The 22,900-nt window shown below is 68.6% G+C and carries 23 protein-coding genes, 1 tRNA gene and 1 pseudogene; 14 read left to right on the top strand and 11 right to left on the bottom strand.

Translation table 11 applies throughout. The features are described 5' to 3' along the window. Positions 1 to 2 precede the first annotated feature (2 nt). The 3 genes from ACHMXE_RS28570 to ACHMXE_RS28560 form a co-directional block, all read right to left on the bottom strand. Positions 3 to 1,337 carry an MFS transporter gene (locus ACHMXE_RS28570; RefSeq protein ID WP_395347572.1) on the bottom strand — a complete coding sequence of 445 codons (1,335 nt, stop codon included), beginning with the start codon at positions 1,335 to 1,337 and terminating at the stop codon, positions 3 to 5. Positions 1,338 to 1,428: 91 nt separating this feature from the next. Beyond that, on the bottom strand, positions 1,429 to 2,361 hold the full coding sequence (locus tag ACHMXE_RS28565) for a 3-keto-5-aminohexanoate cleavage protein (RefSeq protein ID WP_395347571.1): 933 nt from the start codon (positions 2,359 to 2,361) through the stop codon (positions 1,429 to 1,431). Positions 2,362 to 2,401: 40 nt separating this feature from the next. Further along, positions 2,402 to 3,184, bottom strand: a complete 783-nt coding sequence (locus ACHMXE_RS28560) for an SDR family oxidoreductase (RefSeq protein ID WP_203205872.1) — start codon at positions 3,182 to 3,184, stop codon at positions 2,402 to 2,404. Positions 3,185 to 3,284: 100 nt separating this feature from the next. On the opposite strand from ACHMXE_RS28560, the gene ACHMXE_RS28555 reads away from it, so the two are divergent. Further along, positions 3,285 to 4,028, top strand: coding sequence for a GntR family transcriptional regulator (locus tag ACHMXE_RS28555; protein ID WP_209544909.1), 744 nt, complete (start codon positions 3,285 to 3,287; stop codon positions 4,026 to 4,028). Here ACHMXE_RS28555 and msbA read toward each other — a convergent pair. Further along, entirely contained in the window at positions 4,010 to 5,800 is a 1,791-nt protein-coding gene (gene msbA, locus ACHMXE_RS28550) for a lipid A export permease/ATP-binding protein MsbA (RefSeq protein WP_395347570.1), read from the bottom strand. The two genes, ACHMXE_RS28555 and msbA, sit on opposite strands and share 19 nt — an antisense overlap. 200 nt (positions 5,801 to 6,000) lie before the next feature. Here msbA and tolB point away from each other — a divergent pair, with 200 nt between their 5' ends. The 5 genes from tolB (at position 6,001) to ACHMXE_RS28525 (ending at position 9,690) form a co-directional block, all read left to right on the top strand. Further along, the gene (gene tolB / locus ACHMXE_RS28545) at positions 6,001 to 7,326 is read left to right on the top strand and encodes a Tol-Pal system beta propeller repeat protein TolB (RefSeq protein ID WP_172705446.1); all 1,326 of its coding nucleotides are present in this window, start codon (positions 6,001 to 6,003) and stop codon (positions 7,324 to 7,326) included. 24 nt (positions 7,327 to 7,350) lie between these two features. Beyond that, positions 7,351 to 7,875 (top strand): peptidoglycan-associated lipoprotein Pal, encoded by a 525-nt coding sequence (pal, locus tag ACHMXE_RS28540; protein ID WP_203205875.1) that lies wholly within the window; start codon positions 7,351 to 7,353, stop codon positions 7,873 to 7,875. Beyond that, positions 7,875 to 8,633, top strand: a complete 759-nt coding sequence (gene ybgF / locus ACHMXE_RS28535; RefSeq protein WP_203205876.1) for a tol-pal system protein YbgF — start codon at positions 7,875 to 7,877, stop codon at positions 8,631 to 8,633. Before pal ends, ybgF begins: the two co-directional genes overlap by 1 nt. Before the next feature lie 109 nt (positions 8,634 to 8,742). Further along, positions 8,743 to 9,531, top strand: coding sequence for a ThiF family adenylyltransferase (locus ACHMXE_RS28530; RefSeq protein ID WP_395347568.1), 789 nt, complete (start codon positions 8,743 to 8,745; stop codon positions 9,529 to 9,531). 83 nt (positions 9,532 to 9,614) lie between these two features. Next, a tRNA-Lys gene (locus ACHMXE_RS28525) sits at positions 9,615 to 9,690 on the top strand. 144 nt (positions 9,691 to 9,834) lie between these two features. Here the strand turns inward: ACHMXE_RS28525 and ACHMXE_RS28520 are convergent. The 3 genes from ACHMXE_RS28520 to ACHMXE_RS28510 all read right to left on the bottom strand — a co-directional run bounded on the left by ACHMXE_RS28520 (position 9,835) and on the right by ACHMXE_RS28510 (position 11,942). Further along, positions 9,835 to 10,539 (bottom strand): hypothetical protein, encoded by a 705-nt coding sequence (locus tag ACHMXE_RS28520; protein WP_209544917.1) that lies wholly within the window; start codon positions 10,537 to 10,539, stop codon positions 9,835 to 9,837. 141 nt (positions 10,540 to 10,680) lie between these two features. Beyond that, entirely contained in the window at positions 10,681 to 10,899 is a 219-nt protein-coding gene (locus tag ACHMXE_RS28515; protein ID WP_203205879.1) for a hypothetical protein, read from the bottom strand. A 104-nt stretch (positions 10,900 to 11,003) separates the two neighbouring features. Further along, positions 11,004 to 11,942, bottom strand: a complete 939-nt coding sequence (locus ACHMXE_RS28510; protein ID WP_395347567.1) for an alpha/beta hydrolase — start codon at positions 11,940 to 11,942, stop codon at positions 11,004 to 11,006. Between the two features lie 180 nt (positions 11,943 to 12,122). On the opposite strand from ACHMXE_RS28510, the gene ACHMXE_RS28505 reads away from it, so the two are divergent. Continuing rightward, on the top strand, positions 12,123 to 12,563 hold the full coding sequence (locus ACHMXE_RS28505; RefSeq protein ID WP_395347565.1) for a hypothetical protein: 441 nt from the start codon (positions 12,123 to 12,125) through the stop codon (positions 12,561 to 12,563). A gap of 18 nt (positions 12,564 to 12,581) precedes the next feature. On the opposite strand, the gene ACHMXE_RS28500 is transcribed toward ACHMXE_RS28505, so the two are convergent. Together ACHMXE_RS28500 and ACHMXE_RS28495 are read right to left on the bottom strand one after the other, a co-directional pair. Next, the gene (locus tag ACHMXE_RS28500; RefSeq protein WP_203205882.1) at positions 12,582 to 12,803 is read right to left on the bottom strand and encodes a hypothetical protein; all 222 of its coding nucleotides are present in this window, start codon (positions 12,801 to 12,803) and stop codon (positions 12,582 to 12,584) included. 89 nt (positions 12,804 to 12,892) lie between these two features. Beyond that, entirely contained in the window at positions 12,893 to 13,819 is a 927-nt protein-coding gene (locus ACHMXE_RS28495; RefSeq protein WP_395347563.1) for a hypothetical protein, read from the bottom strand. 183 nt (positions 13,820 to 14,002) lie between these two features. Here ACHMXE_RS28495 and ACHMXE_RS28490 point away from each other — a divergent pair, with 183 nt between their 5' ends. Next, positions 14,003 to 15,001, top strand: coding sequence for an AraC family transcriptional regulator (locus ACHMXE_RS28490; RefSeq protein WP_395347562.1), 999 nt, complete (start codon positions 14,003 to 14,005; stop codon positions 14,999 to 15,001). Between the two features lie 9 nt (positions 15,002 to 15,010). Here the strand turns inward: ACHMXE_RS28490 and ACHMXE_RS28485 are convergent. After that, positions 15,011 to 16,220 (bottom strand): annotated as a pseudogene (locus ACHMXE_RS28485) (ABC transporter substrate-binding protein). Between the two features lie 220 nt (positions 16,221 to 16,440). Between ACHMXE_RS28485 and ACHMXE_RS28480 the strand changes: the two are divergent. Genes ACHMXE_RS28480 through ACHMXE_RS28455 form a run of 6 tightly spaced genes read left to right on the top strand, consistent with a single transcriptional unit; the run spans position 16,441 to position 21,889 of the window. Then, positions 16,441 to 17,703, top strand: a complete 1,263-nt coding sequence (locus ACHMXE_RS28480) for a dienelactone hydrolase family protein (RefSeq protein ID WP_395347561.1) — start codon at positions 16,441 to 16,443, stop codon at positions 17,701 to 17,703. A gap of 14 nt (positions 17,704 to 17,717) precedes the next feature. Continuing rightward, entirely contained in the window at positions 17,718 to 18,665 is a 948-nt protein-coding gene (locus ACHMXE_RS28475) for a PDR/VanB family oxidoreductase (RefSeq protein WP_395347560.1), read from the top strand. A gap of 25 nt (positions 18,666 to 18,690) precedes the next feature. Next, positions 18,691 to 19,995: an aromatic ring-hydroxylating dioxygenase subunit alpha gene (locus ACHMXE_RS28470; protein ID WP_296787747.1), complete on the top strand. Its 1,305-nt coding sequence runs from the start codon at positions 18,691 to 18,693 to the stop codon at positions 19,993 to 19,995. Next, positions 19,992 to 20,495 (top strand): aromatic-ring-hydroxylating dioxygenase subunit beta, encoded by a 504-nt coding sequence (locus ACHMXE_RS28465; protein WP_395347559.1) that lies wholly within the window; start codon positions 19,992 to 19,994, stop codon positions 20,493 to 20,495. The genes ACHMXE_RS28470 and ACHMXE_RS28465 overlap by 4 nt, the downstream gene beginning before the upstream one ends. Continuing rightward, positions 20,492 to 21,079, top strand: coding sequence for a cysteine hydrolase family protein (locus ACHMXE_RS28460; RefSeq protein ID WP_057595342.1), 588 nt, complete (start codon positions 20,492 to 20,494; stop codon positions 21,077 to 21,079). The genes ACHMXE_RS28465 and ACHMXE_RS28460 overlap by 4 nt, the downstream gene beginning before the upstream one ends. Before the next feature lie 18 nt (positions 21,080 to 21,097). After that, on the top strand, positions 21,098 to 21,889 hold the full coding sequence (locus ACHMXE_RS28455; protein WP_395347558.1) for an SDR family oxidoreductase: 792 nt from the start codon (positions 21,098 to 21,100) through the stop codon (positions 21,887 to 21,889). On the opposite strand, the gene ACHMXE_RS28450 is transcribed toward ACHMXE_RS28455, so the two are convergent. Further along, positions 21,886 to 22,749 carry an EAL domain-containing protein gene (locus ACHMXE_RS28450; protein WP_395347557.1) on the bottom strand — a complete coding sequence of 288 codons (864 nt, stop codon included), beginning with the start codon at positions 22,747 to 22,749 and terminating at the stop codon, positions 21,886 to 21,888. The two genes, ACHMXE_RS28455 and ACHMXE_RS28450, sit on opposite strands and share 4 nt — an antisense overlap. Between the last annotated feature and the right edge of the window lie 151 nt (positions 22,750 to 22,900).

The raw sequence follows: 22,900 nt of genomic DNA, 5'->3' as shown, positions 1-22,900 counted from the left end.
CTTCAACGCCGCGATTCGCGGCCCTGACGCATCCCGATGCTGGCGAGCGCCGCCAGCACCAGCAGCACGGCCATGGCGAGCAGGCCGTTGGTCGTGCGGCCCGTGCTTTGCTCGATCCATCCCATCACCGACGGCCCGATGAAGCCGCCCACGAGGCCGCAGGTGTTGACCAGCGCCAGCCCGCCCGCGAGCGCCGCGCCGGCCAGGCGCGAGGAAGCGAACAGGAAGATCACCGACTGCACCACGAAGAACATCGATCCCGTGAGGCAGAAACCCGCGAGCGCGATGGCCGGGCTCGCAAAGGCCGCGATGCACAGCCCCACGGCCATGGCGGCCAGCCCGATCAGCAGCAGCAGACGGCCGCGTTGCGGCGTGACCGCGAGCCGCGGCAGCGCGATCGCGCCGACCGCGGCGGCGACCCAGGGCAGCGAGTTGAGCGCGCCGATCTGCAGCGGCGTGAGCTTGCCGTAGGTGCCGATGATGCTCGGCAAGAAGAAGATCACCGTGTAGATGCTGATCTGGTGGCAGAAGTAGACGAAGATCGCGAGCCAGATCTGCTTGTCGACCAGGCAGGCACGGAACGATTCGCCGACCTGACCATGGGCCGCGTCCTCGGCGCGTTCGTCGGCGAGGCCCTGCTCGATTGCCCGGGCCTGCGCAGGCGTGAGCCAGCTCGCATCGGCCGGCCCGTCGGGCAGCTTGCGCCAGACCACGAAGGCCTGCGCCACGGCCGGCAGCCCCTCGATCACGAACATCCATTGCCAGCCGTGCCAGCCCAGCAGGCCGTCCATCTGCAGCAGCGCGCCGCCGACCGGGCCGCTGAGGATGTTGGCGATGCACACGCCGAGCAGGAAGTAGCCGGTGGCGCGCGCCCGGTCCTTGCGGCCGAACCAGTAGTTCAGGTAGAGCATCACGCCCGGGAACAGGCCGGCCTCGGCCGCGCCGAGCAGCACGCGCATCACGTAGAACGAGGTCTCGCCGGTGACGAAGGCCATGCCGGCCGACAGCAGGCCCCAGGTGATCATGATGCGCGCGATCCACCAGCGCGCGCCCACGCGGTGCATCACCAGGTTGCTCGGCACCTCGAGCAGCGCGTAGCTCAGGAAGAACAGGCCCGCGCCCAGGCCGTAGGCCGCGGCCGAGATGCCGATGTCGACCGCCATGTGGTTCTTGGCGAGCGCGATGTTCGTGCGGTCGATGAAGCTGATCACGTAGGCCAGCACCAGCAGCGGCATCAGCTTGCGGAAGATCAGCGCATTGAGCGAGGCCTGCTCGTCGGTGGTGGCCGTGTCGGCCGCGGGCCCGAGACGGGCGCCGGGGATGGAGGTGTGTGCCATCGGTGTCTCTCTCTGAAGTCTTGTTCTGATGAAGGAATGCGGCGGCGCGCCGTGCGAGGCGGCGGCGCTGCGGGCGATGGGGGGCGAGGGCTTAGAAGTCGACCTTGGCCGCGCCCTTGAGGCCGAGGATCTCGCGCGCCTCGTCGGGTGTCGCGATGTCGATGTTCAGCGCCTCGAGCACGGCGCGGATGCGCAGCACCTGCTCGGCGCTCGAGGCGGCGAGCCGGCCCGGGCCGATCCACAGCGAGTCCTCGAGCCCGACGCGCACGTGCGAACCCATGGCCGCGCCGATGGTGGCCAGCGGCAGCTGGTTGCGGCCGGTGCCGAGGATCGACCACTGGAAGCGGTCGCCGAACAGGCGCGCCGCCGTACGGTGCATGTGCATCAGGTCCTCGGGATCGGCGCCGATGCCGCCGAGGATGCCGAACACCGTCTGCACGAACACTGGCGCGCGCACCAGGCCGCGGTCCATGAAGTGGCGCAGGTTGTTGAGGTGGCTGACGTCGTAGCACTCGAACTCGAAGCGGGTGCCGTTGGCCTCGCCCAGACGCAGGATGTTCTCGATGTCGGCGAAGGTGTTCTTGAAGATCAGGTTGCGGCTGTTCTCGAGGTGCTCGCGCTCCCAGTCGTGCTCGAAGGATTTGAAGCGCTCGAGCATCGGGAACAGGCCGAAGTTCATCGAGCCCATGTTGAGCGAGGCCAGCTCGGGCTTGAAGGTGGTGGCCGGGCGCATGCGTTCCTCCACGCTCATGTGCGGGCTGCCGCCGGTGGTGATGTTGATCACGGCGTCGGTGGCGGCCTTGATCTTCGAGAGGAAGGGGCGGAACAGGTCCGGGTCCTGCGAGGGGCGGCCGTCCTTCGGATCGCGCGCGTGCAGGTGCAGGATCGCGGCGCCGGCGCGGGCCGCCTCGATCGAGGCGGTGGCGATCTCGTCGGCCGTCACCGGCAGGTGCGGCGACATGCTCGGCGTGTGGATCGCGCCGGTGGGGGCGCAGGTGATGATGGCTTTGGTGCGGGTGGCCATGAATACGGTCCGTTTGAAACTGGGAAGGGGAAGAGGGCGCTCAGCTCAGCGCCTGGGTGTGGCCGTCGACCACGAGCTCCTGGCCGGTGACGCTCGCGGCCAGGTCGCTGGCGGCGAACAGCACCATGTTCGCGATGTCGCCGGCCGTCACCATGCGGTTGAGCGCGGACTGCGAGGTGTAGCTGCGCGTGACGTCCTCGATGGGCTTGCCGAGTGCCTGGGCCTTGGCGGCGATCACGGCGCGGATGCGTGGCCCGTCGACCGCGCCCGGCAGGATCGCATTGACGCGGATACCGTCGGGGCCGAGTTCGAGCGCGAGCGTCTTGGTGAAACCGATCACGGCCCATTTGGAGGCCGCGTAGGGCGAGCGGCCCGGCATGCCGAGGTGGCCGGCGGCCGAGGACAGGTTGACGATCGAGGGATTGCGGCCCTGGCGCAACCGCGGCACGGCGAGCCGGGCGCAAAGGAATTGGCCTGTGATGTTGACGGCCAGCGTTCGGTTCCAGTCGTCGAGCGAGAGGGTCTCGACGCCGCCGGTCGGGCCGGCCACGCCGGCGTTGTTGACCAGCACGTCGAGGCCGCCGAGCTTGCGGTCCGCGGCTTCGAACAGCCGGGCCACCTGTTCCTCGCTCGAGACGTCGGCAAGGCAGCTGCCAACCTCTGGCAGCTCGGTCGACAGCCGGTCCAGGCTCTCGGCCTGCACGTCGCAGACGAAGACACGGGCGCCGGCCGCGGCGAAGGCGCGCACGATGTCCAGTCCGATGCCGCTGGCGCCGGCGGTGACGAGCACGCGCTTGCCGGCGAGGGAATTGCCGTTCCACATTCTGAATAGCTCCTTGGGGTGTGACAGGGAATGCTCGGCATCGTAGATCTGTGATCACAGATATCGCATAGGGTATACCCCGAAACGTATACTCCTCGGCATGGAGCTCGCCGACCTCGTCACCCCGCTCAAGCGCCAGACGCTCAGCGCCAACGTTTACGACCAGTTGCGCGACCTGGTGATGAGCGGGCAGATGATGCCGGGCGAGCAGATCTCGCTGCGCAGCGCCGCCGCGGCACTCGGCGTGAGCGTGATGCCGGTGCGCGAGGCGATGCAGCGGCTGGTGGCCGAGCAGGCGCTCGAGTTGACGCCCAGCCGCACCCTGCGCGTGCCGCGCATGACGCCCGCGCAGTTCAAGGAGATCACGGTGATCCGCACCAACCTCGAAGGGCTGGCGACCGAGGCCGCGGCCGCGGCGGTCGGCACGGTGGCGCTGCGCGAGATCGCCGAGCGCCACGATGCCTTCGTCGCCGAGATGAAGGCCGCGAGTCCCGATGGCTCGAGGCTGGTCACCTTCAACAAGGAATTCCACTTCGCGGTCTATGCCGCGGCCGACATGCCGATGCTGCTGCAGATGATCGAGGCGCTGTGGCTGCGCATCGGCCCGATCCTCAACTACGACCTGCGCGCCGGCTCACGCCGCGTGGGCGAGAAGGTGGCGGTGTCGCACCATGCGGCCTTGCTCGCGGCGCTCAAGCGGCGCGATGGTGCCAAGGCGCGGGCCGCGCTCGAGGGCGACATCCGCAGTGCGGCAGAGTTCATCCTCTCGGCGGGTGTGCTCGTGGCGGAGGGCGCCTCAGCGCCGGCGCCGGCCGGCGGCCGGGATCAGAGCGTCGGATCCTGACCCGCGGCCGCGCTGCGCACCGCATTGGTCTGCAGCCGCGCATAGAGGCCGTCGAGCGCCATCAGCTGCGCGTGCGAACCCTGCTCGGCCACGCGGCCCTGTTCCATCACGATGATGCGGTCGGCATGCTGGATGGTCGACAGGCGGTGCGCCACGATCAGCGTGGTGCGGTTCTGCATCAGGCGCTGCAGGGCGTCCTGCACCAGGCGTTCGGATTCGGTGTCGAGCGCCGAGGTGGCCTCGTCGAGCAGCAGCACCGGTGCATCCTTGTAGAGCGCGCGCGCGATCGCGAGGCGCTGGCGCTGCCCGCCCGAAAGCTGCGTGGCGTTGTGGCCCAGCACGGTGTCGATGCCCTGGGGCAGGCCCTCGACGTGGCTGCTGAGGTTGGCGGCCGCGATGCAGGCCAGCACGCGGTCGCGGTCGATCTCGGCGCCGGCGCCCAGCGCCACGTTGGCCGCGAGGGTGTCGTTGAGCATCACCACGTCCTGGCTCACCATCGCGAACTGCGAGCGCAGGCTCTTGAGCTCCCATTCCGAGATGTCGTTGCCGTCGAGCAGCACCTGCCCGCCGCTGGGCAGCACGAAGCGCGGCAGCAGGTTCATCAGCGTGGTCTTGCCCGAGCCCGAGGGGCCGACGAAGGCCACGTTCTGGCCCGGCTCGATCACGATGCTCACGCCGTCGAGGGCGGGACGCTCGTCGTCGCCGCGGTAGCTCACGCGCGTGTCGCGGAACTCGATGCGGCCCTGGGCATGCGCCATGCCGAAGCTGCCCTGCGGCTCGGTCGGTACCTCGTCGACCAGTGCCAGGCCGCGCTCGAGCGCCGCCAGGCCGCGCGTGATGGGACCGGCCACTTCGGCGAGGCGCCGGATCGGCGCGATCAGCATCAGCATCGCCGTGATGTAGGCGACGAAACCGCCGACCGTGAAGCCCTGCTTGCCGCTCTGCCAGAGCGCGATCATCACCACCACCGACAGCGCCAGCGAGGCCATCATCTGCGTGAGCGGCGTGGTCGCGGCCTGGGCGATGGTGGACTTCACGGCCAGCCGGTTGAGCTTCTGGCTCAGTTGCTCGAAGCGCCTGGCCTGGGCCGTCTCGGCGCCGTGCAGGCGCACCATGCGGTGGGCCAGCACGTTCTCTTCCACCACATAGGCCAGCTCGTCGGTGGCCTGCTGCCCCTGCTGCGTCAGCTTGTAGAGGCGCTTGGAGAACACCTTCATGATCCAGGAGATGCTCGGCACCAGGAAGGCCACGATCAGCGTGAGCTTCCAGTTCAGGTAGACCAGATAGCCCAGCAGCGCCACCAGCGTGAAGCCGTCGCGCGACAGTCCCAGCAGCGCCTGCACCAGCAGCATCGCGCCGGTCTGCACTTCATAGACCACGGTGTTCGACAGCGTGCTGGCCGACTGGCGCGCGAACAGCGCGAGCTCGGCGCCCAGCAGCCGGTCGAACAGCACCTTGCGCAGCCGTTGCATGCCTTCGTTGGCGATGCGCGAGAGCGCGTACTGCGAGATGAACTGGGCGATGCCGCGCACCGCGAACAGCAGCAGCACGGCGGCCGGCACGAACCACAGCGGCATCTCACCGCGCGTGAAGCCGCGGTCGAGCAAGGGCTTGAGGAGGGCCGCCATCAGCGGCTCGGTGATGGCGGCGAGCATCGCGCCGCTCAGTCCCAGCGCCCACCACTGGCGCGAACCGCCGAACCAGGTCATGAGCCGCGCCAGCCGGCGCATCAGGGGAGGGCGTACGGCTTCGCTGCCGGGGGGTGTCTGCATGGCGGCGGATTCTACGGGGCGGGTCGGAACACCCTTTCAGCGCCCCGGGCCCGGTGCCGCGGCGTTTTCCGGAAGCATTTTGTATGTAGGACCTGGCGCCGCATGGAACGTTTTGCCATGGCGCCATCAAAGCAATGTGTACCATGTGGCCCCGTTACAAGGGGAGAAACTTTTTCAACCCGAGATCTCTCCGAAACCGCATGAACAAGCCGTTGCAAGCCCTCTCTCCAACTCCTTCTTCATCGCTTTTGGGTCGCCGCACGGTCATCGCGGCCCTGGCTGCCTCCCCCGTCCTGCCCGCACTCGCCCAGTTCAAGGTCGAGGTGTCGGGCGTGGGGTTGACCCAGTTGCCCATTGCGCTCGTGCCGTTCCGCGGCCAGGATTCCTCGCCGCAGAAGATCTCCGAGATCGTCCAGGCCGACCTCGAACGCAGCGGCCAGTTCCGCGGCGTCGATGCCTCGGGCCAGGCGCTCGACGAGGGCTCGCGTCCTGATTTCTCGGTCTGGCGCCAGCGCACCGCCGACTCGCTCGTGGTCGGCAGCGTCACGCGGCTGGCCGACGGTCGCTACGACGTGCGCTTCCGTCTCTGGGACGTGGTGCGCGGACCGAACGGCGGCGATCTCGGTGGCCAGAGCTACATCGTCCCGCAGGGCGACCTGCGGCTCGCCTCGCACCGCATCGCCGACTACGTCTACGAGAAGCTCACGGGCGACAAGGGCATCTTCTCGACCCGCATCGCCTACGTCACGAAGGGTGGCAGCCGCTATTCGCTGTGGGTGGCCGACGCCGACGGCGAGAACGCGCAGGCCGCGCTCGCCAGCCCCGAGCCGATCATCTCGCCGGTCTGGTCGTCCAACGGCCAGCAGCTGGCCTACGTGTCCTTCGAGTCGCGCAAGCCCGTCGTCTACGTGCACAACGTGGCCAGCGGCCAGCGCCGGCTGGTCGCCAACTTCCGCGGCTCCAACAGCGCGCCGGCCTGGGCGCCCGACGGCAGCACGCTGGCCGTCACGCTGAGCCGCGACGGCGGCTCGCAGCTCTACACCATCCCGGCCAGCGGCGGCGAGCCGCGCCGGCTGACCCAGAGCGCGAGCATCGACACCGAACCGGTCTACTCGGCCGACGGCAGCACCATCTACTTCGTGAGCGACCGCGGCGGCGCGCCGCAGATCTACAAGATGGGTGCCAATGGTGGCAACCCGACGCGGGTCACCTTCAGCGGTACCTACAACATTTCTCCTTCCGTCAGCGCCGACGGCCGGTGGTTGGCCTACATCTCCCGAGTGGGTGGGGCGTTCAAACTCCATGTGATGGAGTTGGCCTCCGGCAACGTCACCGCCATCACCGACACCTCGGCGGACGAGAGTCCGAGTTTTGCCCCCAATAGCAAGCTGATCGTCTATGCCACGCAACTGCAAGGTCGCGAAGCCCTCATGACGACCACGCTGGACGGAAAAATAAAGGCACGGCTGGCGGGTCAGGCAGGAGACATCAGGGAACCGGACTGGGGTCCGTTTCAAAAGCAATGATTAGGTTTATCTGAGGAGTTCGAAATGTTGAAACGTACGATTTATTCGCTGGCCATCGTGGCGCTGATCGCAGGCTGCTCGTCGGGCACCAAGCTCAACGACACGCCCGTGACCGACCGCTCCGGCAGCATGGGTGGCGCCGGCAACCAGGGCGCGGCCACGGCCGTGGCGCCGGTCACGATCGATCCCAATGCCGGCACCGCTCAGGGTCCGATGGGCGTCGAGCGCATCGTGTATTTCGACTACGACAGCTACACGGTCAAGCCCGAGTTCCAGTCGGTGATCGACGGCCATGCCCGTTTCCTCAAGGCCAACCCGCAGCGCCGCGTCTCGATCGAAGGCCACACCGACGATCGCGGCGGCCGCGAGTACAACCTGGCGCTGGGCCAGAAGCGTTCGGAAGCCGTGCGCCGCGCGCTCACGCTGCTGGGCGTGAACGACAGCCAGATCGAAGCCGTGAGCTTCGGCAAGGAAAAGCCCGCCGTGACCGGCGCGGGTGAAGAAGTCTGGGCGCAGAACCGTCGCGCCGAAATCCGCTACACCCGGTGATGCGTCCCGCCCAAAGCGCTCTATGGCGTGGCGCGGCTCTCGCGGCCGCGCTGTTGTGCGCCTCGGCCGGATCGCAGGCCGCGCTGTTCGAGGATGACGAGGCCCGCAAGGCCATCCTCGACCTGCGCCAGCGCGTGGAGGCCGTGCGCCAGCAGACCGATCAGCGTCTGACCGACGAAAACGGTCAGTTGCGGCGCAGCCTGCTCGACCTGCAGACGCAGATCGAGCAGATGCGCGGCGATCTCGCGCGCATGACCGGCCAGAACGAGCAGCTCACGCGGGCCGTGAGCGAGCTGCAGTCCAAGCAGACCACCATCGACGATCGACTCAAGCAGAACGAGCCGTCGAAGGTCACGGTCGATGGCCGCGAGTTCAATGCCGATCCGCGCGAGAAGGCCGACTTCGAAGCCGCGCTCGGCGTGTTCCGCGCCGGCCAGTTCGCGCAGGCGCAGACCGCCTTCGCCGAGTTCGTCAAGCGCTACCCGCAAAGCGGCTACAACGCCTCGGCCCTGTTCTGGCTTGGCAACGCCCAGTACGCCACGCGCAACTACAACGAGGCCATCGCCAACTTCCGTTCGATGCTCTCGCTCGCGCCCGACCACGCCAAGGCCCCCGAGGCCGTGCTGTCGATCGCGAACTGCCAGATCGAACTGAAGGACACGCGCGCCGCGCGCCGCACGCTGGAAGACCTGACCAAGGCCTACCCGCAATCGGAAGCCGCGCAGGCCGGCCGCGAGCGTCTCTCGCGCCTGCGCTAGTGCCGGCGGAGCCTTCCGCTTGAGCACCGTTCACGAGCCCGTCTCCACGATCGAACCGGCGACTGCCTCCGAGGCAGCCGCCGGTTTTGTCGCGTCTGGCGACGATGCCATGGCGCCCGATTTCGCACGCCGCTTCGGCGGCCTCGAGCGCCTGTACGGCGTGAGCGGTGCCGCGCGCATCCGCAACGCGCATGTGCTCGTCGTGGGCATCGGCGGCGTCGGGTCGTGGGCCGTCGAGGCGCTGGCGCGCAGCGGGGTGGGGCGCCTCACGTTGATCGATCTCGACCACGTGTCCGAATCGAACATCAATCGCCAGATCCACGCGCTCGACAGCACCGTGGGCCAGGCCAAGGTCGAAGCCATGCGCGAGCGCATCGCGCAGATCAATGCCGAGTGCCGCGTGCTGCCGATCGACGAGTTCGTCGAGCCCGACAACTGGCCCGCGCTGCTCGAAGCAGCGCAGGCCGCCAACGGCCCCGTGCATGCCGTCATCGATGCCTGCGACCAGGTGAAGGCCAAGCTCGCAATGGCCGCCTGGGCTCGTGGCGTTGCGCGCGGCACCGACTTCATCACGGTCGGCGCCGCGGGCGGCAAGCGGCTCGCGCACAAGGTCGACATCGACGACCTCTCGCAGGTCACGCACGACCCGCTGCTCGCGCAACTGCGGCAGCGCCTGCGCAAGTCGCACGGCGCGCCGCGCGAAGGCCGCAAGATCGGCGTCACGTGTGTCTTCAGCCGCGAGAGCGTGGCCCCGCCCGATGCGTCGTGCGCCATCGACAGCGGCGACGGCTCGCTCAACTGCCACGGCTACGGATCGGTGGTCAGCGTGACCGCGACCTTCGGCCAGTGCGCGGCCGGGTGGGTTCTCGATCGGGTGGCTGCAAATACCACGCTATAATCTTTGGCTTTGCCGCGTTTGACGGCGGCAAAGCACCAAGAAAAACAAGAACGAGGAAGTCCCTGCGAAGGGAAACCGAATTCGGGACGTTAGCTCAGTTGGTAGAGCAGCGGACTTTTAATCCGTTGGTCACTGGTTCGAATCCAGTACGTCCTACCAGAACCAGATCCATCGATCTTCGAATGGGTCCGACAGCCTCAAGTGAAATCTTCACTTGGGGCATTTTTTTGCCCACGTGCGCTTGCTCGTTTCCACCGCGCAGGACAAAAGCATTCCAGCGGGACGTGCGATCTGCCACGCGACCTATGCCCAGGAGCGCCTCGCTTCACGCACCCTCGCTTCGTTGTTCTTCGCGACCCAGCGCGCCACCTTGGCGGAGACGTTGTGTCCATCCACGATGAACATTTCCTGTGGGTCACCGAACCAATGGCGACCCGCTGGAATGTTCTGGACATCGAGGCGAGGTTGAAACGCGATGCCCTCGAACCTGCTCCGATCGGCCACCACCAAAGCTTGTTCGCTGGACGACCTCATCGCGACTTCGGCGCCCAGCGCCTTCGAACGGGTGACGCTCATTCTTCCGTGGCCTTCCAGAAAGACCTGGAGCCTGTTCATATCGCTCGGGTCGGATTCGCGCCCCTCCAATACCGCACACGTCGTCGGTCGCAGGGTCTGAATCCAGGAGAGCAATCCGTCAGTCGTCTTGATGCCGCATTCAAGCCGTCTTTTGACTTCCGACAGATTCTCCAGAGACCAATCCAACTCGTCGATATCGCTGTCATAGCCCCTGCGAGATCTCTTGAACATGATCTCCAATGGAGCGTTCGAACTCAGTTCTCCCGAGGGGTAGTGAAAAGCGCCGGCCCATCCCGTACTGGCGTTGTGCCCTGCAATCAACGCACACGACCACAGGTCCGAAGTCGTCACACGCAACTCACCTGTTTTCTTCGCCGGGTCGTATCCGGGAGCCAGAATGCCCTGACCCATTTCGATGAAGAACGATGCCATTCATTCGCTCCAGTTGGCTGCAAAGCGTGCAGCAGGAGCTGCGGCCGGTCGCTGTGATTCTCAGAAAGGCGGCCGACATGGGCAACTACCGGAATCCGCGGGCAGGCGGGATGCGGTGTGTTCGAGAGGCAGGTCGCCGCGCTAACTCTTCCGCGGCCAGAGCACATCCTTCCCCGCCGGCGTCAACTGATAGGCAAACCGCCGCGCAGGCCTCGTCTGAATCCGCACCGACGGCGTATCGACCGGCACGATCAGCCCCGCCGTCTGCAGCGCCTCGAGGTGATGTCCTTCGACCTCGGGCCACGCGCCCGCGCTGACCCTTGCAAGGCAGGCGGTGACCAGCGTCTTGTTCTCGAGCATCGATGACTCCTTTTTCGCAGGCCAGCGATTCTGTGCCTGCGGTGGAGTTCGATCTCTCCTCCGTTGGGAGGAAGAGAGAAAGCGGCGCGCGAAGCAGCGCCCGGCTATTCGATGAATCGCGCCGCGATGTCCTCGAGCGAAGGCAGATCCATCTGCGTGTGCCCACCGGCGTAGCCCTTCAGACTCAACTTCAGACCCTTGTAGTTGCGGCTCGCGATCTTGTCGTGCATCGCGGTGATCGTCGGGCCGCCGGTGTTGTTGAGGGCGTAGGCGAGCAGCAGCGTGACGGGAACGTCGCGCGTGGCGGCGTCGGCATACATCTGCTTCTCGAGCTGATCGACCTGCGCGGCGACGGGTCCGTTGAAGGGCGCTTCGGAAGAGAAGAAGTACTGGAAGGTGAATTGCCCCGAGCCCTCCATGAAGAAGGCGCTCGCGACGAAGATGCCGCCGTTCGACAGGCCCGAGAGCATGCGCCTGGCCGGGTTGGCGCGGTAGTTCGATTCGACGTAGGGCACGAGCTCGCGCGTGACGAAGGTGTGATACGCGGTGGAGCCCGGCGGCAGGTAGTCGGTGTTGCGGTGCGCGGTGCCGCCGATGCCGACGACGATGGCCTTCTTGCCCTGGCGTTCGAGGATGTCGACGAAGTTCTTGAAGCGCGACACGCCGAGGTTGAAGCTCGCATCGCCATCCGTCAGGTACATCGCGGGATAGCTCGCGCTCCCGCCATCGTAGGCGGCGGGCAGGTAGATCTGGATCGGATAGGTGTCGCCGTTCGCGTTGGACTTGAGCGTGGCGTTGATCACGCGGCTGGTGCTCGAGGGCGGCGGCGCGGGCGGCGGGTCGTTGCTCGCGGGCGGGAGCAGCGGCAACCCACCGCCGCCACCGCCTCCGCCACCACCGCCGCAAGCGGCGAGGCCGAGCACGAATGCGGCGGCCAGGGCCCATGTGAATCGGCGGAACATCCGATGAAGCTGCATGCTGAATCTCCTCGTGGTGCGGATGCGCGGCGCATCCTGCTTGTTCTCGCGGATGCGGGATGGCATCGCGCGGCCCATGGCTTGCGCATGGGTGGAGAGCGATTGGGTCAGAAGACGTCGTCGAATGGAAGTTACGAAGATCGTCGTATTCACAGCGAGAGGCGAGCGGCGCGGGCGTACGAAGAGCGGGGGATTGGCTGCGCGCTACAGTGGTCGACCTCCGGAACCACAGAGCAGGGACGAACCATGACCACCCGAAGAAGCCGCCCGGCCTGCGTGCTGCTGGCACTGGCGGCCTGCTGCACGGCCGCTTCGGCCGCCACCATCGTCTGCACGCCGGGGCCCGCCGCGGGCAATGCGCCGTTCAACGCGGTGCGCAGGATCGCGATCGACGAGTTCTCGCGCACGGTCAACCTCGACGTGGTGCGGTCGAAGACGCGCGAGACCGAGACGCTGGGGAAGATGCGCGCCGACCTGGTCGGCATGGACGAGTCGTCGGGCGAGCCGGTCTACGTCTTCAATTCGATCCCGACCTCCGAGGTCGAGACCACCACGCTGTTCAAGCTGTTCAAGGCTGGTGAATGGCGGCTGACCAGCGCCACGCTGAGCTTCATGGGCAAGGTGCCCGTGCTGCGCAATGCGGACGGCGGCACGGTGTTCAACTGCAAGCGCTCGAGCCTGGGCTGAGCGAACGACGGGCCGGGCTCAGGGCTGGGTGCGTGCCTTGATGAACTGGCCGCCGCGCAGCCGCACGCGTTCGATGGCCGCTTCGAGCGAGGGCTGGCGCATCACGACGAGGTCGCCCTTGGGAATGCCGCGCCAGGTGATCCGGGCCACGCCCGAATAGCTGCCGCGCGCCGTCTCCTTGCAGAAGAACGAGCCGTTCCAGCCATCCTGGAGGTCGACGGAGATGTGAGCTGATTGCATGGGTGGCGAGCGTAGGCACGAGAGGCCTGCGAAGCCAGGAAATAGTACCTTGGTTCTCGTTTTATTGCCACCGGTCTCCGTGGGCGCCTTCAATTGAAGTCGGTCATGAAATACCAGATCGGCTCCAGCTTCGCGCCCGGCGCCGGCCGGTGCAGGTAGATGTCGTAGACGATCGTCCGTGGCTGCGGCCCCCGCTTGTACGCGATGCGCACCACGCCTTCGTCGACGCTGGCCGGATCGGTGCGCCTGAGCCGCACCAGCGTGCCGTCGCCGCGGATCTCGAGCGCGTGGTGCTCGAGCGGCGCGACGGTGCCGGTGCCCTTGTCGACGAAGCGCACCCATTCGCCATCCCGCTCCCGTGCCTCGCTGGCCGACAGGTAGATGGTCGGATAGAGCAGCCGCTGGGCCTTGGCCAGCGCGCCGATGAAGGCCTCGCCCTTCCTGTTCCCGATGTCGTCGATCAGCCGGCGATAGACCTCGACCGCCTCGGCCTCGAGCTTCGGATCGGCCGCATCGAGCGGCACGCTGCGTTCCCAGCCGGCCAGGCCGTAGGGCACCTGGGCCTCGAACTGCACGGTCTGGCTGAAGCCCTTCGGGTCGGTGAACAGCGCCTGCCGGCCGTCGCGCAGCGGGGGCAATTCGTAGAGCGTGGTGCTGCGCGGCGGCTCGGTCTTGCTGCGCACGACCAATTCCACCTTGAGGTGGTCCGTGTCGGGCAAGCGCTCCTGCCCGGCCGCGGGCAGGAGGAGGATCGTGAGCTTCTGCGGACCGCTGCGCAGGATCGCCGGGTTGAGCGGCATGCCGATCGAGCCGATGCGTCGGGTGGGCAGGACCGAGATCGGCAGGTCGTTGACGTCCACGCGGAACGCCAGCTTCTCGGTCGACACCCTCAGGTCGTAGAGAGGCTGCTGCGCCTCTTTCCTCGAGGTGCCCGGATCGCCGGGCGCCTGCGCCGCGGCCGGCATGGCGGCCTGCAGCAACGCCGCGAGCATCAGGACGGCGGTGGACTTCCTCATTCGGCGATCTCCCTGCATATGAACGGGCGGCCATTATGCGAACGGGCCACTCGGGCAGGCTTCTTGCACGGCACCAGGGCCGCCCGCCCCCCGGGCAACCGCCATGGCGGCTGGCGCCGATTGCCCGTAGATTGGCGCGCACAACAAGCGTCCGATTCCCACCTTGAAATCGCAGGAGTGTCCGTGGAAGCATGGTCGAGCCAGCAACTCTCGCCGCTGTACGGGCGCGAGGTCTTCCGTTCCCGCGCGGCGGACGAAACCCATGCGCGCATCGCCTGCGAGCTGAAGCCGCACCGCAGCGTCTGGCATCGCGGCGACGTCGATGCGATCTTCTGCCGCGCCGAGCTCAGCGCACTCTCGCTGTGCATCCTGCGCTACGGCTGCGACGTCGACATCGAGCCCGATGCGCTCGGCAACTTCGTGCTGGTGCAGATGCCGCTGCGCGGCCATGCCGACATCCATCATGCGGGCGGCAGCCTGCAGATCCATCCGGGGCAGGGCGCGGTGATCTCGGCCCACAGGCCGGTGCGGCTGCGCTGGCATGCCGACTGCGAACAGCTGATGCTCAAGATCGAGTTGAGCCGGCTGCAGGAGGTGGCGCGCCATGCCTTCCCGCTGCGTGGTGCCGATGCGGTGGGCGAGATCGACTTCGAGATGCCGTTCCGGCTCGACGACACGGCGGGCACGCAATGGCGCCGCATGGTGGCGAGCCTCGCCTCGCTGCTGCCCGCGGCGGGCGATGCCGGCTACGACGCGCGCTGGCTCTCGCACTGCGAGGACAACCTGATGCTCTACCTGCTGTGCCACCGGCCGAACTCGGTGCGCGAGCGGCACGACGAGGCGCGGCACGGTTCGGAGGCCGCGAGCCTGCGCCAGCTGCGGCGCGCCGAGGAGTTCATGCACCAGCGGCTCGACACCCCGCTGTCGCTCGAGGAGGTGGCGCGCGCCGCCGGCCTCACGCGGCGCGGGCTGGCGCTGCTGTTCCGGCGCTACCGCGAGCTCTCGCCCGGCGAGGTGCTGCGCAACATGCGGCTCGATGCCGCCCATGCGCAGCTCGCGCGCCACGACGGTGCCAGCGTGACCGAGGTGGCGTTCAATTGCGGCTTCTCGCACCTGAGCCGCTTCGCGGCCTGCTACCGCGAGCGCTTCGGCCACCTGCCGCGCGAGACCGCGCGGCATTGAGGCACCGGATCAGGACGGCTTCATCGCGCACTGCGCCGCGGTCGTGTCCTGGTGGTTCGTCAGCACGGTGCCGATCACCTTGTTGGCGATGCGGCCGCTGCCGTCCTTGGCGATCACGCGCAGGTAGTAGTTCTGGATCGGGAAGTTGTTGGCGCCATAGCGGAAGTCGCCGCGCACCGACTTGTAGTTGGCGGCCTTGATCGCCTTCAGCAGCGCGGCCTTGTCGGCCACCTTGCCGCCGACGTCGCGCACCGCCGCGTCCATCGCCATCAGCACGTCGTAGGCCTGGCCCGCGTAGAACGAGGGGTTGCGGCCGTTGTTCTGCTGCCGGAACGCGGCCACGAAGCGCTGGTTGGCCGGGTTGTCGAGGTCGAAGGACCAGTGCGCGGTATTGAACAGCCCGAGCATCGGCTCGCCGACCGCGGGGATCATGTCCTCGTCGGCCGAGAAGGCGGTGGAGATCAGCGCCACGTCCTTCGACAGGCCCGCGCCCACGAACTGCTTGATGAAGGCCACGCCCATCGCGCCCGGCAGGAAGAAGTAGAGCGCGTCGGGCTTCGAGGCGCGGATCTGCGCGAGCTCGGCCGAGTAGTCGAGCTGGCCCAGCTTGGTGTAGAGCTCGTCGCCCGTGCCGCCCTTGTAGGTGCGCTTGAAGCCGGTGATGGCGTCCTTGCCGCCGGGGTAGCTGGGCGCGATCAGCGCCACCTTCTTGAAGCCCTTGTCGCCCGCGAACTTGCCGGCCGCCTCGTGGTACGCATCGTTCGGGGTACGAGGCGCCGAAGAAATAGGGATTGCAGCGCGCGCCCGAGAGGTCGCTCGGCCCGGTGTTGCTCGACAGGTAGGGCACCTTGGCCGCGAACAGCGGCGGCGCCACCGCCAGCGCCACCGACGAGCCGACCGGTCCGGTGAACAGGTCGATCTTGTCGCGCATCAGCATGCGCTCGACCACCTGGCGCGCGGTCTCGGGGTTGCCCGCGGTGTCGGCCTCGACGAACTCGACCGGCACGCCGCCGAGCTTGCCGCCCAGCTGCTTGATCGCGACCGCGAAGCCGGCCTTCGACTCGGCGCCGCCGACCGCGAAGGGCCCCGACAGGTCCATTGCGAGGCCGACCTTGACGGTCTGCGCCTCGGCGCGCGGCGACAGGGCCAGCAGGGCGGAGAAGGCGGCGAGGGCAAGGACCGAGGGGACGGTCGCCGTGCGCGGGCGGCTGAGCGGCATCGAGAAACTCCTCTGGCGATGGATACGCCGAACGTGGGTGGGAAGCGGGTGGCTGAATGAGACCGGGCGAATGGTCGCAGGCCGCAGTCTGGCAGCGCCGCGCGCCGCGGCTATCCGTTTCGTGCAGCGCGGCCTGCTGCACGAAATGGACAGACAGCCGCCACGCGTCGTCTCCAGAATCGCCGCCATCCCGATCCACCCCTTCGAGAGAGACACCCCGATGAGCCACTACATCGACATCCCGGCCGGCGACGGCGCGCAGAGCTTCCGCGGCTACCTGGCCCTGCCGGCCTCGGGCCGCGGCCCCGGCATCGTGCTGTGCCAGGAGATCTTCGGCATCAACGACTACGTGCGCGAGGTGGCCGACCTCTATGCCGAGGAGGGCTATGTGGTGCTCGCGCCCGACCTGTTCTGGCGCATGGAGCCCGGCGTCGAGCTCGGCTACTCGCCCGAGGACTGGCAGCGCGCGTTCGGCTTCTTCCAGCAGTTCGACATCGAGGCCGGCATCGCCGACGTGACCGCCAGCGTGCAGGCGCTGCGCGCGCACCCGGCCTGCACCGGCAAGGTCGGCGCGCTGGGCTTCTGCCTCGGCGGCAAGCTGGCCTACCTCGCGGCCGCGCATTCGGGCGTGGACGCGGCGGTCGGCTACTACGGCGTCGGCATCGAGGGCGCGCTCGAGCTGGTGCCCAAGATCGCATGCCCGATCGCGCTGCACTTCGCCGAGCTCGACAAGTTCTGCCCGCCCGAGGCGCGCGCCCGGGTGCTCGAGGCCTTCGCGGGCCGGCCCGGCGCGCAGATGTACGTCTACCCCGGCGTCGACCATGCCTTCGCGCGCACCGGCGGCGACCATTTCGACAAGCCCTCGACGTTGATGGCGCACCAGCGTTCCATGGCGCTGTTCAAGGAGGCGATCGGTCCGGTCTACGACCTGTCGGCGCTGTGGGACAAGCACTGCGAGTACGAGTTCGCCACGCGCGACGTGGTCGCCACCATGGGCACCATGGTCGCCGAGCCCTACGTCAACCACATCCCCACCATGACCGGCGGCGTGGGCGCGAAGGAGCTGTCGCGCTTCTACAAGCACCACTTCATTCCCACCACGCCGCCCGATACGCGGCTCACCCCGATCTCGCGCACCGTGGGCGCCACGCAGATCGTCGACGAGATGCTGTTCTGCTTCACCCACACGGTCGAGATCGACTGGATGCTGCCCGGGATCGCGCCCACGGGCAGGCCGGTGGAGATTCCGCTGGTGGCCATCGTCAAGTTCCGTGGCGACAAGCTCTATCACGAGCACATCTACTGGGACCAGGCCAGCGTGCTCGCGCAGATCGGTCTGCTCGACGTGAAGGGCCTGCCGGTGGCCGGCGTGGAGACCGCGCGCAAGCTGGTCGACGAGCAGCTGCCTTCGAACACGCTCATGCCGCGCTGGGCCAAGTCCACCGCGCTGACCATCGCCGACCCGGCGCTGCCGCTCGGATGAACGCCGCGCCTTCCATGCTCGAGCTGGTGGTGGCCTCGGCCAGCGCGCTCACGCCGGCCATCAAGGCCTTCGTGCTGCGCAGTGCGAACGGCGAGGCGCTGCCCGCGTTCGCGCCCGGCGCGCACCTGGGCGTGCAGGTGATGCAGTCCAACGGGCAGGCCGGCCAGCGCGCGTACTCGCTGGCGCAACCCCATGGCGCGCCGGACCGCTACGAGATCGCCGTGCTGCACGAGCCCGACGGCGCGGGCGGCTCGGCCTGGATGCATGGCCTGGCCGAGGGCGCGCGGGTGCTCGCGCAGGCACCGCGCAACGACTTCGCGCTGCGCCAGGGCGAGGCCGCGCCGCTGCTGATCGCGGGCGGCATCGGCATCACGCCGCTCCTGTGCATGGCGCGCGCGCTCGCGGCCGAGGGCCAGGCCTTCGAGTTCCACTACGCCACGCGCAGCCCCGAGGCCACCGCCTACCTCGACGAGGTGCGCGCGCTCGGCGGCCGCGTGGTGCACGACGGCGGCGATCCCGCGCGCGGACTCGACCTGCGCGCGCTGCTGGCCGCGCCGGTGCCCGGGCGTCATCTGCATGTCTGCGGCCCGCGCGGCCTGGTGCAGGCGGTGGTCGACACCGCGCGTGCCCAGGGCTGGAGCGACGACCATGTGCACTTCGAACTGTTCGCGGGCGCGCTCGCGCAGGCCGGCGACGCGGCCTTCGAGGTGCGCACCTTGCGCTCGGGCCATGTGCTGACGGTGCCGCCGGGCCGGAGCCTGCTCGACGTGCTGATCGCCGCGGGGCTCGACCCGCTCTACGATTGCCGCCAGGGCGACTGCGGCGTGTGCGCCGTCGACGTGGTCGAGGGCGTGCCCGACCACCGCGACCACAACCTGAGCCCGCGCGAGAAAGCCGACGGGCGCACCATCTGCACCTGCGTGTCGCGCGCCCGGACGCCGCGGCTGGTGCTCGACATCTGATCCCACGATTCCAGGAGACCCATCCATGACCATCGACCTGCAGTCCCTCGTGCAGCCCGACCGCGTCCACAAGCGCGTCTACACCGACCCCGCGATCTTCGAGCTCGAGATGGACCGCGTGTTCGGCCAGGCCTGGCTCTACGTCGGCCACGAGAGCCAGGTGCCCAAGCCCGGCGACTACTTCACCACCCGGCTCGGCCGCGAGCCCGTGGTGATGGTGCGCCACACCGACGGCCAGATCCACGTGATGTTCAACCGCTGCCCGCACAAGGGCGCCAAGATCGTGCCCGACGGCAGCGGCAGCGCCGGCAAGTTCCTGCGCTGCCTCTATCACGGCTGGACCTTCAAGTGCGACGGCAGCCTGCTGTCGGTGCCGCTGCGCAGCGGTTACGAGGACACGGGGCTCGACCTCAAGGACCCGCAGTACGGCGTGCGCAACGTGGCGCGCGTCGCCACGCACCGCGGCTTCGTGTTCGCGAGCCTGTCGAAGGAAGGCCCCGAGCTCAAGGAGTTCCTCGGTGGCGTCGCGACCTCGCTCGACAACTTCTGCGACCGCGCGCCCGAGGGCGAGGTCGAGGTGGCCGGCGGCGTGCAGCGCGTGATCCAGCGCAACAACTGGAAGATCTTCTTCGAGAACCTGCACGACACCATCCACGCGGTGGCCACGCACGAGTCGTCGTGGCGCGCGGCCAAGGAGGAGTTCGAGGCCATGCCCGCCGGCACGCAAAAGCCCTTCGAGGTGGTGATCGTCGACGGCAACGGCGAGCCGCTGGAGTTCTGGGAGAAGCTCGAGCTCAAGGGCTACGACAACGGCCACGGCTTCATGGAAGGCATCTTCGTGCCGCCGACCGACCCGGTGAGCCTGGCTTACGTGGCCGCGCTCGAGGCGGCGCAGGGCGCCGAGCGCGCCGACCAGATCCTGCGCGTGAACCGCCACAACACCATCGTCTACCCGAGCTGCTCGCCCCACACCTCGTTCCAGCAGATCCGCGTGATCCGGCCGCTGTCGGTCGACCGCACGCTGGTCGAGATCTTCAGCTTCCGGCTCAAGGGCGCGCCCGAGGCCACCTTCCAGCGCACGCTCAAGTACACCAACATCGTCAACTCGCCCTCGTCGAACGTGATGCCCGACGACCTCGAGGCCTACAACCGGGTGCAGGAGGGCCTGGGTTCGGACGGCGGCGACTGGGTCAGCATGCACCGCGCCGTCGGGCGCGACCAGCCGCTGCCCGGCGGGCGCGCCTCCAACGGCAACAGCGAGATGCCGGCGCGCAACATGTTCGGCGCCTGGGCCAGATACATGGGCGTGGACACCGGGAGCGCCGCATGAACTTCCTCGACTGGAACGAACAGCAGGAGATCACGCAGTTCCTGCACCATGAGGCGCGGCTGCTCGACGAGCACCGCTGGGACGAATGGCAGCGCCTGTTCACGCCCGACGGCCTGTACTGGGTGCCGCTGGTGCACGGCCAGGCCGACCACCTCAACCATGCCTCGCTGTTCTGCGAGGACGCGCTGCTGCGTTCGATGCGTGCGCGCCGGCTCGAGCAGGCGCGCGCCTATTCGCAGCAGCCGCCCACGCGCACGGTGCACGTGGTGGGCAACATCGGCATCGAGGGGCGGGAGGAGGGCAATGAGGGCGACCAGGCCGGTCTCACCGTGCGCTCCACCTTCGTGCTGCTCGAATGGCGCAAGACCGAGCAGCGCATGTTCGGCGGCAGCGTGCTGCACACGCTGCGCCGCCACGAGGGCGAGCTGCGCATCCACCTCAAGCGCGTCGAGCTGGTCAACTGCGACGCCGCGCACGAAGCGCTGCAGGTGTTCGTGTGAAGGCCGCGCTGCTCGCGATGCACTATCAGAACGACGTGCTGCACGCCGACGGCAAGGTGCGCGTGGGCGTCGCGGCCGACGATCCGGCCCGCCCGCGCCTGATCGCCTCGGCCGGCCGGCTGATTGCGGGCGCGCGCGCCGCCGGCGTGCCGGTGATCTTCGTGCGCATCGCCTTCGCGCCCGGCTACGTCGACTGCCTCGACAACTGCACGCTGTTCCGCCGGGTCGCGCAGAGCGGCGCGGTGCAGGAGGGCAGCTGGGGCGCCGAGTTCTACGACGAGCTCGCGCCGCTGCCGGGCGAGGCCGTGGTCACGCACAAGCGCAACAACCCCTTCTGGGCCAGCGGGCTCGAGCAGGCGGTGCGCGCCACCGGGGCCGACCGGCTCTACGTGGCGGGCATCGCGACCAACCACGTGGTCGAGCACGGCGCGCGCCATGCGAGCGACCTGGGCTACGACGTGGCGGTGGTGGCCGATGCCTGCAACACGGCGCAGCCGCACCTGCATGCCGCGAGCCTGGAGAATCTGTCGATGCTCGCGCAGGTGATCGGCGTCGAGGACGCGCTCGCCCAGATGGGCCCCTGAACCGATGAAGGACATCTCATGAACATGCAAGGCAAGGTCGCCATCGTCACCGGCGCCGCCGCGATGCTGGGCAGCGCCATCGTGCGCACGCTGGCGCAGGCCGGCGCGCGCGTGGTCGCGGTCGACATCGACGCGGCGCGCGGCCAGGCGCTGGCCGCCGAACTCGGCGCGGCCTGCCGCTTCGCCGCCTGCGACATCGCGAACGACGAAGCCCTCGACGCGCTGGTGGCCGATGCGCTGCGCATCGAGGGCCGCATCGACTGCCTGGTCAACAACGCCGTGGTCTACAACGACGGCGGCATGGGCGCGAAGCGCGCCGAATGGCTGGCCGCGCTCGACGTCAACCTGGTCTCGGGCGCGCTGCTCGTACACAAGGCGACCGAGGCGCTGGCCGCGCAGGGCGGGGCCATCGTCAACATGGGCAGCGTGGGCGGCAAGTTCGGCACCGCCGACCGCGCGCTCTATCCCGCGGCCAAGGCGGCGATCCTCCAGCTCACGCGCAACCAGGCCGCGACCCTGGCGCCGCGGCGCATCCGCGTGAACTCGGTGTCGCCGGGCTGGACCTGGTCGGACGCGCTCTCGCGCATGGCCGGCGGCGACCGCGCCAGGGCCGACCGCATGGCCGCGCCGCTGCATCCGCTGGGCCGCGCGGGCGATGGCGACGACGTGGCGCAGGTGGTGCTGTTCCTGTGCTCGGATGCGGCACGCTTCGTGACCGGCGCCGACATTCCGGTCGACGGCGGCTTTTCAATGCTCGGGCCCGACCAGGGCCGCTCGGCGCGCGACTGGTTCGCGGCCGGCATGCCCTAGTCGAAACGCTTCTCCCACTCCCAGTTCACCGCCGGCAGCGTCTCGACCACCGGCCGCGCGAACAGGTAGCCCTGGAACAGCCGGATGCCGAGCTCGCGCAGCGCCATCGCCTCTTCCATGACCTCCACGCCCTCGGCCACCACGTGGATGCCGAGTTCGCCGCAGGTCGAGACGAAGCCCTTGACCACGGCGCGGCGCACGCCGTCGGTGTGGATGTTGCGGATCAGCTCCATGTCGAGCTTGACGATGTGCGGCCTGAGCGCGACGAACAGCTCGAAGCCCGCGAAGCCGGCGCCGAAGTCGTCGATGGCCGAGGAGAAACCGTGCTGCTGGTGCATCTCGAAGGCCTGCACCAGGTGCGGCAGGTCCTCGACGCGCTCCGACTCGGTCACCTCGAAGATCAGCCGCTCCTTCGGGAAGCCGAAGCGCTCGGCGGTCTCGACCGCGCTCTGGAAGCATTCGCCCTGGCGCCCGGCGTCGTTGGGCATCACGTTGAGGCTCAGCCGCGAGGCCATGCGCAGCCCGGCCGCGAGCTCGATCGCCTTGGCGCGGCAGGCGCGGTCGAACTCGACGCGGTGGCGCGCATGCACCAGCCCGAGGATGTGGCCGGCGCCTTCGCCGTGGATGCCGCGCACCAGCGCCTCGTGCGCATAGACCTCGCCCTTGTCGACGTCGACGATGGGCTGGAAGGCCATGGTGAAGGCGGGGCAGCTCGCGGCGAAGTCGGGCACGGCCGAGGCATCGTTGCTGGCCTGGGTGGCCGGCTGCTGGAGGCGGTTGATGGTCAGCGCGCGCGCGGCGCTGCAGTAGCCCGGCGGACGGGCGTTGAATTCGCGGGCCAAGGGTGCCAGGCTGGACACGGATGGCCTTCAGACCCGGGGGCCGTGGATGAAAAGTCGTTGCGGGATGCCCGACATGGTGTTCTCCGGTTCCTGGGCGCGGCCACGCGGGGCCGCATGTCCGCTTTTTCGGCGCGGCGGCGCAAGACTTGAGGAGAAAAAAGGGCCCGGC

The sequence above is a fragment of the Variovorax sp. UC122_21 genome, assembly GCF_044056785.1.
GTDB lineage: Bacteria > Pseudomonadota > Gammaproteobacteria > Burkholderiales > Burkholderiaceae_C > Variovorax.
The sequence above is the reverse complement of the archived record's forward strand: the minus strand, read 5'-3'. Positions and strand labels throughout refer to the sequence as shown.